11 protein-coding genes are annotated in these 12,698 nt (G+C 51.2%); 7 read left to right on the forward strand and 4 right to left on the reverse strand.

What is annotated here, in order from left to right; genetic code table 11:
• Positions 1 to 157 precede the first annotated feature (157 nt).
• Positions 158 to 1,651: a M16 family metallopeptidase gene (locus OGV85_RS11615; RefSeq protein WP_032950476.1), complete on the forward strand. Its 1,494-nt coding sequence runs from the start codon at positions 158 to 160 to the stop codon at positions 1,649 to 1,651.
• Positions 1,652 to 1,750: 99 nt separating this feature from the next.
• On the opposite strand, the gene kdgK is transcribed toward OGV85_RS11615, so the two are convergent.
• On the reverse strand, positions 1,751 to 2,680 hold the full coding sequence (kdgK, locus tag OGV85_RS11620) for a 2-dehydro-3-deoxygluconokinase (RefSeq protein WP_032950474.1): 930 nt from the start codon (positions 2,678 to 2,680) through the stop codon (positions 1,751 to 1,753).
• 230 nt (positions 2,681 to 2,910) lie between these two features.
• On the opposite strand from kdgK, the gene pdeH reads away from it, so the two are divergent.
• Positions 2,911 to 3,678 (forward strand): cyclic-guanylate-specific phosphodiesterase, encoded by a 768-nt coding sequence (gene pdeH / locus OGV85_RS11625; RefSeq protein ID WP_003023308.1) that lies wholly within the window; start codon positions 2,911 to 2,913, stop codon positions 3,676 to 3,678.
• A 78-nt stretch (positions 3,679 to 3,756) separates the two neighbouring features.
• The gene (locus tag OGV85_RS11630; protein ID WP_003846134.1) at positions 3,757 to 5,817 is read left to right on the forward strand and encodes an AsmA family protein; all 2,061 of its coding nucleotides are present in this window, start codon (positions 3,757 to 3,759) and stop codon (positions 5,815 to 5,817) included.
• 93 nt (positions 5,818 to 5,910) lie between these two features.
• On the opposite strand, the gene OGV85_RS11635 is transcribed toward OGV85_RS11630, so the two are convergent.
• From OGV85_RS11635 to OGV85_RS11645, 3 genes are all read right to left on the reverse strand, one after another.
• Positions 5,911 to 7,233: an MFS transporter gene (locus OGV85_RS11635; protein ID WP_003023312.1), complete on the reverse strand. Its 1,323-nt coding sequence runs from the start codon at positions 7,231 to 7,233 to the stop codon at positions 5,911 to 5,913.
• A gap of 350 nt (positions 7,234 to 7,583) precedes the next feature.
• Positions 7,584 to 8,582, reverse strand: a complete 999-nt coding sequence (yhjD, locus tag OGV85_RS11640) for an inner membrane protein YhjD (RefSeq protein WP_003023314.1) — start codon at positions 8,580 to 8,582, stop codon at positions 7,584 to 7,586.
• 71 nt (positions 8,583 to 8,653) lie between these two features.
• Positions 8,654 to 9,553, reverse strand: coding sequence for a LysR family transcriptional regulator (locus OGV85_RS11645; protein WP_061547450.1), 900 nt, complete (start codon positions 9,551 to 9,553; stop codon positions 8,654 to 8,656).
• A gap of 119 nt (positions 9,554 to 9,672) precedes the next feature.
• Here OGV85_RS11645 and OGV85_RS11650 point away from each other — a divergent pair, with 119 nt between their 5' ends.
• The 4 genes from OGV85_RS11650 (at position 9,673) to OGV85_RS11665 (ending at position 12,684) form a co-directional block, all read left to right on the forward strand.
• The gene (locus tag OGV85_RS11650) at positions 9,673 to 10,431 is read left to right on the forward strand and encodes an SDR family NAD(P)-dependent oxidoreductase (protein WP_003023319.1); all 759 of its coding nucleotides are present in this window, start codon (positions 9,673 to 9,675) and stop codon (positions 10,429 to 10,431) included.
• A gap of 524 nt (positions 10,432 to 10,955) precedes the next feature.
• A complete protein-coding gene (locus OGV85_RS11655; protein ID WP_003023322.1) occupies positions 10,956 to 11,396 on the forward strand; it encodes a winged helix-turn-helix domain-containing protein in 441 nt (146 codons plus the stop codon).
• Between the two features lie 120 nt (positions 11,397 to 11,516).
• Positions 11,517 to 11,669 (forward strand): EAL domain-containing protein, encoded by a 153-nt coding sequence (locus OGV85_RS11660; RefSeq protein ID WP_225623515.1) that lies wholly within the window; start codon positions 11,517 to 11,519, stop codon positions 11,667 to 11,669.
• Positions 11,670 to 12,081: 412 nt separating this feature from the next.
• Positions 12,082 to 12,684, forward strand: a complete 603-nt coding sequence (locus OGV85_RS11665) for a response regulator transcription factor (RefSeq protein WP_003023327.1) — start codon at positions 12,082 to 12,084, stop codon at positions 12,682 to 12,684.
• Positions 12,685 to 12,698: the final 14 nt, after the last annotated feature.

Consider the following 12,698-nt stretch of genomic DNA (forward strand, 5'->3'; position numbering starts at 1 on the left):
GCCTGAAACCGTCGATTCGGCGGCTCGGGATTTTTTCACTTCTTCCGTGACATTTTTATGTTCTCGCGGTCTAACACGAAGTGTTTTTAACGTCATATTCAGAGAGTCCGTTTGCGGGCTGTCTTTTTATTTCCAGGATAGTTGATCAGGGGTTCACATGCAGGGCACAAAAATTCGACTTTTAGCGGGCGGCTTGCTGATGATGGCCACTGCCGGCTATGTGCAGGCAGATGCGCTCCAGCCTGACCCGGCGTGGCAACAGGGTACGCTGGCAAATGGTCTACAGTGGCAAGTGTTAGCCACTCCCCAGCGCCCCAGCGACCGTATTGAGGTCCGCCTGCTGGTTAATACCGGTTCACTCACCGAAAGTACGCAACAGAGTGGTTTCAGCCATGCGATCCCACGTATCGCGCTGACGCAAAGCGGTGGCCTCGATGCCACGCAAGCCCGTTCATTGTGGCAGCAGGGGTTCGATCCCAAACGTCCCATGCCGCCGGTTATCGTTTCCTATGATTCCACGTTGTATAACCTCAGTCTGCCTAACAGCCGTAACGATCTACTGAAAGAGTCACTTTCTTACCTGGCGAATATCTCCGGCAATCTGAGCATCACCTCTGAAACGGTCAATCATGCGCTGAGCAGCGAAGATATGGTTGCAACCTGGCCGTCAGATACCAAAGAAGGGTGGTGGCGTTACCGTCTGAAGGGATCGACCCTGCTGGGGCACGATCCCGCCGATCCGCTGAAAACGCCTGTAGATGCGGCGAAAATTCAGTCTTTCTACCAGAAATGGTATACCCCGGACGCGATGACGCTGATCATCGTCGGTAACGTTGATGCACGCAGCGTAGCTGAGCAAATCAATAAAACCTTTGGCGAGTTAAAAGGAAAACGCGAAACGCCTGCACCGGTACCCACGCTCTCTCCGCTGCGAGCAGAAGCCGTAAGCATTATGACTGATGCGGTACGCCAGGATCGCCTGTCTATTATGTGGGATATGCCGTGGCAACCGATCCGTGAATCTGCCGCGTTGTTACGTTACTGGCGCGCTGATTTAGCTCGTGAGGCGCTGTTCTGGCACATTCAGCAAGAGTTAACCAAAAACAATGCCAAAGACATTGGCCTCGGATTTGACTGCCGGGTGCTGTTCCTGCGCGCGCAGTGTGCGATTAACGTTGAGTCGCCAAACGATAAGCTGAACGCCAATCTGGGTACGGTTGCGCGTGAGCTGGCGAAAGTGCGTGATAAAGGACTTCCGGAAGAAGAGTTCAACGCGCTGGTCGCGCAAAAGAATCTGGAACTGCAGAAGCTGTTTGCCACCTATGGTCGTACCGATACCGATATTTTGATCAGCCAGCGTTTGCGCTCGCTGCAAAATCAGGTGGTGGATATTGCGCCTGAACAGTATCAGCGTTTACGCCAGAGCTTCCTCAACAGCCTGAGCGTTGAGATGTTGAATCAGGACCTACGACAGCAGCTGTCGCAAGATATGGCGTTAATTCTGCTGCAGCCGAAGGGTGAACCTGAATTCAATATGAAGGATCTGCAGGCGACGTGGGATAGCATTATGGCGCCCGTTACCGCAGCGGCAACATCTGTTGAAACGGATGAATCACACCCTGAAGTGACGGATATCCCGCCGGTACAATAACCTGTAGGCCGGATAAGACGGTTACTCCGCCATCCGGCATTGGAGATGCCGGGGCGCTTCGCTTGCCCGGCCTACGGTATGCAGACCGGATAATCGACGTTATTGCGGCATAGCGTCGCGTGGGATAATCGCCCCGCGATGCTGAATCACGGTGCTTGCTGTCAGGTGGCCGCGTTTTGCGGCCTCAGCAGCATCGCCACCGGTCAGACGTACCGCCAGATATCCGGCGCTGAAGGAGTCTCCGGCCGCAGTGGTATCGATCACCTTCTCTTTCGGCAATTTAACGGCCGGAACGTCGATGAGCGCTTCGCCCGCGATGGAAACCAGGCAAGAGTCTGCGCCACGCTTCACAACCACTTCCTGTACACCAGCTGCGTGAGTACGGGCAATCACCTCAGCAACGGGTTTTTCACCCCACAGCGCGTCTTCATCGTCCAGCGTCAGGAATGCGATATTGGTGCATTCCAGCATCTGCTGATACACCTGCTGGGTTTCTTCTTTGCTGCTCCACAGACGCGGGCGGTAGTTATTATCAAAAATGACCTTTCCACCGTTGGCACGGCATTCACGCAGCAACGACAGCAGCTTGTCACGACTTGCCGGGCTTAAAATCGCCAGGCTGATTCCGCTCAGATACAAGTAATCAAATGTCGCCAGCTCTTCGCAAATCGCGGCAGACTGCTCGCTCTCCAGCCAGAATTTAGCGGCGGCTTCATTACGCCAGTAATAGAAGGTGCGCTCGCCAGTGCTGTCGGTCTCAATGTAGTAGAGACCCGGCAGGCGGTTTTCCATACGCTGGGTTAATGAGGTATCCACGTTTTCACCCTGCCAGGACTCCAGCATTTGTTGGCTAAAACTGTCGGTACCCAGTGCAGTCACATAGTGTACGGAAAGTGCCGCAGCATCGACCTGACGGGCGATATAAACGGATGTATTCAACGTGTCGCCACCGAATCCGCGCTGAACATCAGCGCCTTTCTGTGACAGCTCAATCATGCATTCGCCAATCACGGCAATCTTTCTGGACATAGTCGTAACCTGCTCTGAAAAAAATTAGCGTTAGTGTGCGCTGTGGGTGTTAAGCGGTCAACTATATTAAAACATCGTTCCATTATTTTTTTGAGCCAGCACGTGTTCTGCGTTGTTTTTGCCGCTTAGTTTTTATTTTTGCGCACAGCTGAACGTAAAGTTCTGCGTCTGAGCGCCGATAACCTTTGACGAGTCCGGTCAGTCACACTCTTATTTACAGGACATCTCAGATGATAAAGCAGGTTACCCAGCAGCTCATTACGCTCGATGCGAGTATTGAAAACTTGCAGGAGAGACGCTATTGGCTGCAGTGCGAGCGTGCTTACACCTACCAGCCAATTTACCAGACCAACGGACGACTGATGGCTGTTGAACTGCTGACTGTCGTGAGCCATCCTGATAATCCATCCCAACGTATTGCGCCAGACCGCTATTTTGCCGAAGTAACCGTCCGACATCGTGTTGATGTGGTGATAGAGCAACTTCTTCAACTTGAGCTGAAAGGGGACTTTTTCAGAGCCAACAACCTGCTGGCTTCCGTGAACGTCGACGGACCAACGCTCATAGCGATGCGCCAGGATCCCGAAATCCTGAAAATCATTGAAGGCCTACCGTGGCTGCGTTTTGAGCTAGTGGAACATATCCGCTTACCGAAGGGGTCGTCCTTCGCCTCAATGTGCGAGTTTGGCCCGCTCTGGCTGGATGATTTTGGTACCGGAATGGCAAACTTCTCGGCGCTTAGTGAAGTGAATTATGACTATATCAAAGTGGCGCGAGACCTGTTCGTCATGCTGCGTAAGACGCCGGAGGGACGTAATCTCTTCACACTACTATTACAGCTGATGAACCGCTATTGCCGCGGCGTGATTGTCGAAGGCGTTGAAACGCTGGAAGAGTGGCGTGATGTGCAAAACTCACCGGCTTTTGCCGCGCAAGGCTATTTTCTCTCTCGTCCAGTGCCTCTGGACACGCTTGAAGAGGTGATCCTGTCGCTTTGATGAGGACGTAGAACACCTCCTTTTCATCCTGCTGGACTATCTTTAGGACAGGCAAGGAAGGAAGTAGAGAGGTTAGACATGACGAAAACAGGTAAAATAACCACTTCAGTAATAGGGGTTTTCTTGTTGTTGATCGTCGTACTCATCATTGTGATTGCGACATTTGACTGGAACCGGCTCAAACCGACCATCAACCAGAAAGTCTCTACAGAACTCAACCGGCCCTTTGCTATACGGGGTGACCTGGGCGTGGTTTGGGAACGCCAGAAGCAGGAAACCGGCTGGCGTAGCTGGGTTCCGTGGCCGCATGTTCATGCTGAAGATATCATCCTCGGCAACCCGCCAGACATTCCTGACGTTACCATGGTGCATCTCCCGCGTGTTGAAGCTACGCTCGCCCCACTGGCACTGCTGACAAAAACCGTCTGGCTCCCGTGGGTCAAGCTGGTCAAACCCGATGCGCGGCTGATCCGCCTGTCGGAGAAAAACAATAACTGGACCTTTAACTTAGCTGGGGACGAAAACCGCGATCCTAATGCGCCGCCATCCGCGTGGTCGTTCCGGCTGGATAACATTCTGTTTGACCAGGGACGCATCGCCATTAACGATAAGATGACGAAGTCGGAGATTGAGATCCTGGTCGATCCGCTGGGCAAACCGTTGCCCTTTAGCGAAGTGACCGGCGCAAAAGGTAAAGAGAGCAACGCCCACGTCGAGGACTACGTGTTTGGTCTGAAAGCGCAAGGGCGATATAACGGCGAACCGCTAAGCGGTAGCGGAAAAATTGGCGGAATGCTGGCGCTGCGTGGTGAAGATACGCCTTTCCCGATTCAGGCTGATTTCCGTTCGGGCAATACGCGCGTAGCGTTTATCGGCACGATAAACGATCCGATGAACATGGGCGGGGCGGATCTACGACTTAAATTCTCGGGAGATTCGCTAGGGGATTTATACGATTTGACCGGCGTGCTGCTTCCGGATACGCCGCCGTTTGAAACCGACGGACGTCTGGTAGCGAAAATTGACCCGGAAAAATCCTCTGTTTTTGATTATCGCGATTTCAATGGCCGCATTGGCGACAGCGATATTCACGGAACGCTGGCCTACACCACCGGCAAGCCGCGACCCATGCTGAAGGGCGATGTGGAATCACGCCAGCTGAGGCTGGCCGATTTGGGGCCGCTGATCGGGGTGGATTCAGGCAAAGGGGCGGAACGGGCAAAACAATCTGAACAGCGCAAAGGTGAGAAGAGCGTTCAGCCTGCGGACAAGGTGTTGCCGTATGACCGTTTTGAAACTGACAAATGGAACGTCATGGACGCTGACGTGCGTTTCAAAGGACGGCGTATTGAGCATGGCAGTAGCCTACCGATCAGCGATCTCTCCACTCATATCATCCTGAAAAATGCCGACCTGCGTCTGCAACCGCTGAAATTTGGTCTTGCTGGAGGCAGCATTGTTTCCAGCATCCATCTGGAAGGGGATAAAAAGCCGATGCGGGGGCAGGCGGATATCCAGGCTCGCCGCCTGAAGCTTAAAGCGCTGATGCCGGATGTGGAACTGATGCAAAAAACGCTTGGTGAAATGAACGGTGACGCCAGGTTTAGTGGGAGCGGAAACTCGGTGGCGGCGCTGTTGGGTAACAGCAATGGCAACCTGAAACTGCTGATGAATGACGGTTTGATCAGCCGGAATCTGATGGAAATTGTGGGCTTGAATCTGGGGAACTATCTTGTCGGGCAGATATTTGGCGATGACGAAGTGCGGGTGAACTGCGCGGCGGCGAATCTGGATATTGTTAACGGCGTGGCGCGTCCGCAGATTTTTGCTTTTGATACGGAAAACGCAGTCATTAATGTCACCGGTACGGCAAGCTTTGCGTCGGAGCAACTGGATTTAACCATCGATCCGGAGAGTAAAGGGATTCGTATTATTACTCTGCGTTCGCCGTTGTATGTTCGCGGCACCTTTAAGAATCCGCAGGCAGGCGTGAAGGCCGGACCGCTGATTGCGCGCGGTGCGGTTGCTGCTGCGCTGGCAACGCTGGTGACGCCAGCGGCGGCCCTGCTGGCGCTGATTTCACCTTCTGAAGGGGATGCTAATCAGTGCCGGACAATCCTGTCGCAGATGAAGAAGTGATGAGAGCGCCGGATGAGGTGTAAACACCTTATCCGGCCTACGGGGGATTGCAGTTTGTAGGCCTGATAAGCATAGCGCCATCAGGCCATCAAATTACAGCGATTGATGCCGTGTCTCATGGGTTAACAGCAGCGCAATTAACGTTAACGCCGCCATTGATGCCAGATACGTACCGACTGCCGCCAGACCATAGTTCGCCTGCAACCATGCAGCGATGTATGGGGCAACGGAAGCACCAAGAATCGACGAAACGTTGTACGAGAACGACGCCCCTGTGTAGCGCACTTCGGTCGGGAACAGCTCCGGCAGCAGCGCGCCCATCGGACCAAATGTCAGCCCCATCAGGCTTAAGCCCAGCAACAGGAAGGCGAAAACCAGCACCGGATTGCCAGAGCCGAGCAGTGGTTTAAAGGCAAACAGCGCAAACAGAATGATAAGCGTGGTGATGATGAGCATGCTCTTGCGACGACCAAATGCGTCGGCCAGCAGGCCCGCCACAGGCACCATGACACCAAAGCCAATCACCGCCATCATCAGCATCCACAACACTTCATTACGCGGCAGGCCAAGTCCCACAGGCGCGGCAGCGGTGCTGAACGTCATCGAATAGACGGTCATGATATAGAACAGCGTATAGGTCGCCAGCATGATGAATGTGCCGAGGATCGTCACGCGAACATGTTTGGTCAGCAGGGTACCCAGCGGGATTTTTACCTGCTTTTTCGCCGCGGCTACTTTGGCGAAGACCGGGGATTCATGCAGCGAAACGCGAACGTACAGACCGATAATCACCAGTACCGCAGAGAAGATGAACGGTACGCGCCAACCCCAGCTCATGAACTGTTCGTCGGTCAGCAGCCAGGAGAGCAGCAGAAAGGTACCATTGGCGAAGAAGAAGCCGATAGGCGCGCCCAACTGCGGAAATGATCCGTACAGCGCGCGTTTGCGCGGTGGCGCGTTTTCCGTCGCCAGCAGCGCAGCACCGCCCCATTCACCGCCCAGACCTAAACCCTGACCAAAACGCGCCAGCGCCAGCAGCAAGGGGGCGAAAATGCCGATTGTTTCATAGCCCGGCAGCAGGCCAATCACAACCGTCGAGATCCCCATGGTGAGCAGTGAGGCAACCAGCGTGACTTTACGGCCGACGCGATCGCCGAAATGCCCGAATACCGCAGAACCGATCGGTCGTGCCACAAAGGCGATAGCAAAAGTCGCCAGGGACTGTAGCGTCGCGGCAGTCGGATCCCCCTGCGGGAAGAAGATATGCGGGAACACGATCACCGCGGCGGTGGCGTAAATATAGAAGTCGAAGAACTCAATGGCGGTGCCAATGAGCGAGGCGACGACGACTTTATTGCGCGAGTTGACCGGGGTGTGTTCCTGTTCGTTGTCGAGTGTTGTGGCTGTTGCTTGCATAATATTTTCTTATTTTTGGCCGAACGAAAGGTCATATTACGCACAGCAAAAGAGACATTTCAATCTGTAACAAACTTTGAGGTTGGTCAAAAATGGAGCAAAAAGGGGATAATTTTTAGGCTTGAGATTTCACTTCCATGAAATGCTTCACATAATTTAAAACTTAGATGATAAAACTAGTTTTTGGTTAAATAAAAGTTACGGGTTGGATTTATTCACTAAATCGGTGAGATCGGGCGGCATTATAATTGCCGGATGGCGCTGCGCTTATCCGGCCTACAAAACTCACCCGTAGGCCGGATAAGACGCGTGCGTCGCCATCCGGCAATTCACAACTAATCCGGCGGTGGCTACTGCGTTTTACCTGGCATACGCGGGTCGTCTTTGTATTCAGCCGTGGCAATCCAGGCAGCGCAAAACAGAGTCAGACGAGCGAAGAAGTAGAAGAACGCCATCAATCCAAGCACGGAACCAAATGCCGCGCCTGACGGCGATTGCACCAGTGACGGCAGGGTATATGTCATGATCATTTTGATGACTTCAAACCCCAGAGCCGCGATAAATGTGCCGCGTATGAGCGCTTTCTTACGCGGTCGGTGACGCGGTAGCCGCCAGAAAATCCAGAAGAACAGCAAGTAGTTGGCGAAAATAGAGATGGTCAGGCCGATCAGCCGCCAGGCGGGCTTCAGCCATTCGATACCGTCGAGATACAGCGCAGAGATAATCATCTGCTGGGCGGAACCGGCGATAGAGGTAATGGACAGGGTAACAATCAGCGCAACCAGTAAGCCAATCAATGAGATAAAATCACGCAGATATTTGACCCAAATTTTTTCCTGATCCTGTGGGGTACGCTCCCAGACATCCCGCGACTGAGCACGAATCGCTTCGCGCAGGTTTCCCATCCAGTTAATGCCGGAATAGAGCGCGATGCCAAGCCCTACCAGACCTACAGTGGTACGTTGCTGTACGGCGGTATTAATGGTGTTTTTCAGCGTAGAGGCGAGCGTCGGATCGCTGACGTTCAACAAAATCTTGCTGAAGATATCCTGCAACAGTGTAGGGTGCGAAGCGAGAATAAAACCCGCGGCGGCAAACGACACCATCAGGATCGGGATCATCGAGAGAAACGAGAAGTAGGTAATGGCGGCGCCAAACTGATTTCCCATACGATCGTTAAACCGCTCTGCGGCACGAATAAGATGGGCGATGATGGGCTGACGTTGAATTTTATCGGCGAAGGTGAGAGCCGTTTTCAGCGCCTGGTTCGCTTTAGCGTTTTTCTCCGGCGCGGCGGAGGCTGGTTTATGTTCTGGCGTAGGGTGTTTTGCGTCTTGTTCCTGCGTCATCCGATCGGTTGTCCTTATTTTCTTCACTCATGACATTATAGCCTGCTCAGGGGCGCATCCTGAAAAATGGACTAATCCACATAGTCTTTCATCACGCCAGTCAGCCATTCCATAAACAGATGTACCCGGCGAGAGAGGTTGCGTCGATGCGGATAAAGCAAAGAGACCGGCATTGGCTCGGCGCGATATTGCGGCAACACTTCGACCAGCGTACCGGCGCGCAGGGCATCACGCACGCCAACGCGCGGTACCTGAATAATGCCCAGACCGGCAAGGCATGCCGCGTGATAGGTTTCGGTACTGTTTACCGTTAGCATGCCGCCGGTTTTAACCCATTGCGTGCCGTTTTCTGTCGCCACTTCGAAACCTTGCGCACGCGTTCCCAAATTGACCGAGTAGTGCACCACTGCATGTGAAGCTAAATCCTCCAGGCTTTCCGGATAACCAAAGCGGGCGAGGTACTGCGGGCTGGCGCAGTTAATCTGCGTGAGTTTCCCCAGTGGGCGCGCAATCAGCCCTGAATCTTTCAGCGTGCCTACGCGTACCACACAGTCGAAACCTTCGCGGACCAAATCCACCAGGCGGTCGCTGCTGCTGAGTTCGAGCTCAAGGCCGGGATACTGATGCAAGAAAGTGGGTAAGCGGGGCATCACCAGGTTTCTCGCCACGCCAACCGGCATATCGACGCGCAGCTTGCCGCTGATGCTGGATGGATCGTGATGAAATAGTCCATCCAGTTCATCCAGATTGCTCAACAAATCTTTTGCTCGTTCGTAATAGATCATACCGTCTTGTGTGAGCTGAACGCGGCGGGTAGTGCGGTGCAACAACTGTGTGCTCAGATGATTTTCCAGGGCCTGGATTTGGCGCGATACGCTACCTTTAGGAAGACCAAGGGTGTCTGCCGCACGCGAAAAGCTCTCCAGTTCTGCGACGCGGATGAACAACTGCATTGCGTGAATTTTATCCATTCTTATGCCCTATTGTTGTTCCAAATGAAACAGTAATGTGCAACAGACGACATTTATTGTTTTTCTATCACCTAATAAGCTTTATCTCAATCATCACAACGTCGGAAATGAGGTTTCTTATGACGCAACGTATCGCATTAGTGACTGGTGGTAGTCGTGGGCTCGGTAAAAACGCCGCACTTAAGCTGGCTGACAGAGGAACGGACATTATCTTTACCTACAACAGCCAGCAGCAGGCGGCGCTGGATGTGGTTGCTGAAATTGAGCAAAAAGGCAGAAAAGCTGCGGCAATACAACTGAATGTCAGCGATGTGGCTGGCTTTGAGTCCTTTACCCATGAGGTACAAGCGCAGCTGAAGAGCATGTGGAATCGTGAGGCGTTTGATTATTTAGTGAACAATGCCGGAATTGGTCTGTATGGCGCTTTTGCCGATACCTCCGAAGCGATGTTTGATCAATTAGTGAACATTCACTTTAAGGGCCCCTTCTTCCTGACCCAACGTCTGTTGCCGTTGATCCAGAATGGCGGCAGGATCCTGAATGTTTCATCGGGACTGGCGCGTTTTGCACTGCCAGGGTATGCCGCCTATGCCTCAATGAAAGGGGCGATGGAAGTACTGACGCGTTATCAGGCGAAAGAGCTGGGAGAGCGGGGTATTTCAGTAAATATCATCGCGCCTGGGGCGATTGAAACCGATTTTGGCGGCGGTCGACTGCGGGATAATAAAGAGCTGAATGCATATGTGGCATCGCAAACGGCGCTGGGACGCGCGGGCTTGCCGGATGATATTGGCGACGCGATTGCCGCGTTGCTCAGTGATGAGCTGGCCTGGATGACAGCGCAGCGTATCGAAGTATCGGGCGGAATGTTCCTGTAAATCGCTCGTATCTTATTCAGCTTTTGAGCAATAGAAAACCGGTGCGCCACTCCAGGTAAAAATATAGCTGGTGGCGTTTACCGGTATTATCTGCAATCTAATTCAGCGATCGCGGTGCCGAAAGAAATCCGGGATAAACTTTCTGAATAACTCATTTTTCTTCGACAGCGGATTTGTCTCAGAAGAAACCATGATCACTTCCCCACCCCCCCCACGGATTCAGAATTTAATTCTTTAAAATGTTAAAAATTCGACATTAAAAATTGAGCGTTCGATCGCGTATGTGAAAACATGGCCTATGTGCTAAAAATTTCGCATAGGAAGAATAATAAATCGTGAATTTCATTTATAACCTCAAATCTACCATAAACGAATACTAAACGACCGCTTCCTCATAGTAGATTGGGATGAAGATTGGAAAGCATTTATAGCAGTCATATAATCCACCATACAAACGGTATGGATTATCTCAACGCTTATATGTAGAGGTGCATGTTCGTCTTCATTTAACGTGGGTATAAGATATGGGCTATCGTCTATATGGATTTATGATTGGTGCTGAAATTCATTTTGACATTTCTAATCGCCGACTGTATCGGCTTACGGGTAGCCATACCGAGAAAAACATCGTTTTTGCGTCAATTTACTTTAATGAAACAATGCTCAGGCTTTTCCTGTATTTATTAATAAATGCCAGGAGCCAGCCGGTACCGAAAGAAGAGTTATATGAAAAAATCTGGGAAGCGCATAATCTGAGCCCTTCTGCGCAAAGATTATGGCAAGTCCTGCACAATCTTAATAATAAACTTGGCCTGCTGGGGTTACCCAGGGATTTTATCCTTAATATAAGAGGTCAGGGTTATGTCATCAATTATCCTGATGTCATTCCCGTTTATTACAAAGTGAGCGAACTCCCAACTCATGCTGTCAAAAAAAGGGAGAAAATAGATAACCTGAGTGAGTGATGTCAACCCAGGTATTTGCCCTGAGCATGTAGTGCGAGGGGCTTTTTTTATCGTTATCTTTGCTTTCTATTTTCAATGAATGTTCGCTAAGCGCACTTTGAGTCAGATGCGATGGCGCTCATGCAAAAGCTTGCCCCTGCAAGCGTTCAGCGGGTTATCGAACTGGCGAAGAAGATGAATCTGCGGGCGATAGCCGAAGGTGTTGAGACTCAGGTTCAGGCCCATTATTTGCGCTTAAAGAACTGTGATTTTTTACAAGACCAGTTTGTTTGAAGTCCTGATCACAGTGATGCAATCACCCGTAGCCTTCAGTGTCGATTGATATAGCAACGCTGTTAGGCGGAAAACTACAGTTGATGATCATTTAATGCGATATTTCGTTTTGTAACATATTTGTCTGCTATCGTGAGTTCCTTATTTTTATCAAAGAATATAAACTTCGAAAAATTAATATTAATAAGCTGATTTTGAGTATTGGATATTAAGGATTTCCTTAATGTTTAGCGCCACTTTTGTCCCTTTGTGTGATTATTTGGTTTTAGCTGTAACTATTTGCGATTTCTACTTTTTTCTTCTCCGTCTATCGGTAAAATGGCCCCCGCCAAATGGTGACTTCTTATTTTACCCCTCGGGTAATACCCTTCCGCGTGTTAAGGCTAGTATCTTATTCAGACGGAGATAAGTAATGCAGGTAATAATGTTTGACAGGCAGTCGATATTTATTCATGGAATGAATGTAAGTTTACAAGAGCGTATTCCAGGAGTGGATGTTCAGGGTGTCAGTCAGGCAGATGACCTTTGGCAGAAACTGGAAGACACCCCTGATGCACTGATAATGCTGGATGGCGACCAGGACGCTGAGTTCTGCCGTGACTTGCTACAGCAGATAGCGCAACGCTTTTCGACGGTAAAAGTGCTGGTAACAGCAACGGACTGCCGTAAAAAATGGCTGCAGGAGGTTACGCAATTGAATGTGCTGGCCATTGTTCCACGCGACTCTGACGCGGAAACCTTCACGCTGGCTCTCAATAGCATTGCAATGGGAATGATATTTATCCCCAGAGATTGCATGGCAACCCCCGAGAACAGCGGGCAAAATATCAGATCGCTTAGTGCGCGTCAGCGAGAGATTCTGACTATGCTTGCCGCCGGAGAATCAAATAAACAAATTGGTCGATTGTTAAATATCAGCACCGGAACGGTCAAAGCCCATCTTGAATCGCTGTATCAGCGCCTCGAGGTAAAAAACCGTACGCAGGCGGCAATGATGTTAAACGACGCTATTTAACGGGCGAATATTTC

It is taken from the genome of Citrobacter sp. Cf132 (assembly GCF_030333885.1).
Lineage (GTDB): Bacteria > Pseudomonadota > Gammaproteobacteria > Enterobacterales > Enterobacteriaceae > Citrobacter > Citrobacter freundii.

Excerpts from the sequence above, each read along its gene's own strand:
- OGV85_RS11615 (WP_032950476.1), top strand. The coding sequence starts at position 158 with ATGCAGGGCACAAAAATTCGACTTTTAGCGGGCGGCTTGCTGATGATG.
- kdgK (WP_032950474.1), bottom strand. The coding sequence starts at position 2,680 with ATGTCCAGAAAGATTGCCGTGATTGGCGAATGCATGATTGAGCTGTCA.
- pdeH (WP_003023308.1), top strand. The coding sequence starts at position 2,911 with ATGATAAAGCAGGTTACCCAGCAGCTCATTACGCTCGATGCGAGTATT.
- OGV85_RS11630 (WP_003846134.1), top strand. The coding sequence starts at position 3,757 with ATGACGAAAACAGGTAAAATAACCACTTCAGTAATAGGGGTTTTCTTG.
- OGV85_RS11635 (WP_003023312.1), bottom strand. The coding sequence starts at position 7,233 with ATGCAAGCAACAGCCACAACACTCGACAACGAACAGGAACACACCCCG.
- yhjD (WP_003023314.1), bottom strand. The coding sequence starts at position 8,582 with ATGACGCAGGAACAAGACGCAAAACACCCTACGCCAGAACATAAACCA.
- OGV85_RS11645 (WP_061547450.1), bottom strand. The coding sequence starts at position 9,553 with ATGGATAAAATTCACGCAATGCAGTTGTTCATCCGCGTCGCAGAACTG.
- OGV85_RS11650 (WP_003023319.1), top strand. The coding sequence starts at position 9,673 with ATGACGCAACGTATCGCATTAGTGACTGGTGGTAGTCGTGGGCTCGGT.
- OGV85_RS11655 (WP_003023322.1), top strand. The coding sequence starts at position 10,956 with ATGGGCTATCGTCTATATGGATTTATGATTGGTGCTGAAATTCATTTT.
- OGV85_RS11660 (WP_225623515.1), top strand. The coding sequence starts at position 11,517 with ATGCAAAAGCTTGCCCCTGCAAGCGTTCAGCGGGTTATCGAACTGGCG.
- OGV85_RS11665 (WP_003023327.1), top strand. The coding sequence starts at position 12,082 with ATGCAGGTAATAATGTTTGACAGGCAGTCGATATTTATTCATGGAATG.